The sequence below is a fragment of the Syntrophomonas wolfei subsp. methylbutyratica genome (assembly GCF_001570625.1).
Lineage (GTDB): Bacteria > Bacillota > Syntrophomonadia > Syntrophomonadales > Syntrophomonadaceae > Syntrophomonas > Syntrophomonas methylbutyratica.
In genome coordinates this window covers 1-1,167 of record NZ_BBQT01000055.1, presented here as the reverse complement: position 1 = coordinate 1,167, position 1,167 = coordinate 1, and the positions used below count along the sequence as shown (strand labels likewise).

General features: G+C 42.7%; 1 protein-coding gene and 1 pseudogene. Both read right to left on the bottom strand.

The window, feature by feature from the left end:
* Positions 1-462, bottom strand: a 462-nt coding sequence (locus AWB54_RS14965) for an ExeA family protein (RefSeq protein WP_153014770.1), incomplete at its 3' end; no start/stop codon positions are given.
* Between the two features lie 284 nt (positions 463-746).
* A pseudogene (locus tag AWB54_RS14960) lies at positions 747-1,167 on the bottom strand (DDE-type integrase/transposase/recombinase); the annotation flags it as partial.

Genomic DNA, 1,167 nt, shown 5'->3' with positions numbered 1-1,167 from the left:
ATTTTCTGAGTCCATATTGAAATTAAAAATTATCCGTAAATCCTCTAGCAGCTTGTTGGAAGCCATGTGAATCTCATCTAAAATGATAACAGGTGTAACCCGGCGCTCATAATACATGGAACCAATTGCTGACTGAATCTGGCGGAAAAGATCTACCTTCTTATGCTTAGGTTCTTCGCCCAGTTCCAAGGCTAATCCCCGATAGAATTCCTGTACCGTTACCGTTGCCAGGGGAAAATAAAAGGATTGAAATAAAGCCGGGTTCAAACTTTGAGCATATTGGCGTAAAGCCGTTGTTTTACCGGTACCGGCCTCACCAATGATAAGGCCAATTCCCCTGGCCTTCTGCAGATACATGAGGCGGGAAGTAAGCTCCTCTAGATTCTTACTTAAAAACAATTTATCTATCGGAATCTCCTTGGTGAACGGATTGAATTTCAAGTTAAAGAATTGGGTGAACATTTAACCCTCCCCCCTTTCTTCATTGGGTAGGTTGGGATTAGATGCCTTGGAAATGCTGGTAAAAGATATATGATTGTAGCTTTCATCGGAAACATTTTTGGTCTCGTTGTCAGTGTCTATGAAATCTTCAGGCTTAACCCTTGCTGGTCTGCCCGGGCCTTTTCTTTTCACATGGGCATTATCATGGAAGTTAACCTGCCTTGCTTCTCCAACCTTTTTCCCTTCATGATAGAGAAGAATGGGTTTATTTGAATTCGATAGCCATTCCGGGTCATATCTTACCTCTACCCGGGAATTAGCCAGGTGCTCATCTGTTTCATACAGGATGTTATCCAGTGATAATGTTTTACCTTACGCTTTACCCTCAATAAAAAGTATTCATCAAGCAGGGCCGGATTCGGAAAAATCTTAATCCGCTCCGATTGCGCCATAAAAAAATCCAAGGGACTCATTTTAAGCTCACTATGGACTTTGCGGTGATAATCCTCCTCAAGCCATTGCCAGTAAAGCAGATTCAACTCATCAATATCTTTAATTTCAGCAGGGTTTATCTGACTTAAAAACCTTAACCTGACGGTGCGGAAAAACCTTTCAATTTTCCCGCGCGTGTTGGCCTGAAAGGGAGGGGAGTGTATGAGGGAACAGCCCATTTGAGCACAAACCATCTGCATCTGGGCGGATCGGAATATTTTCCCATTATCGGTA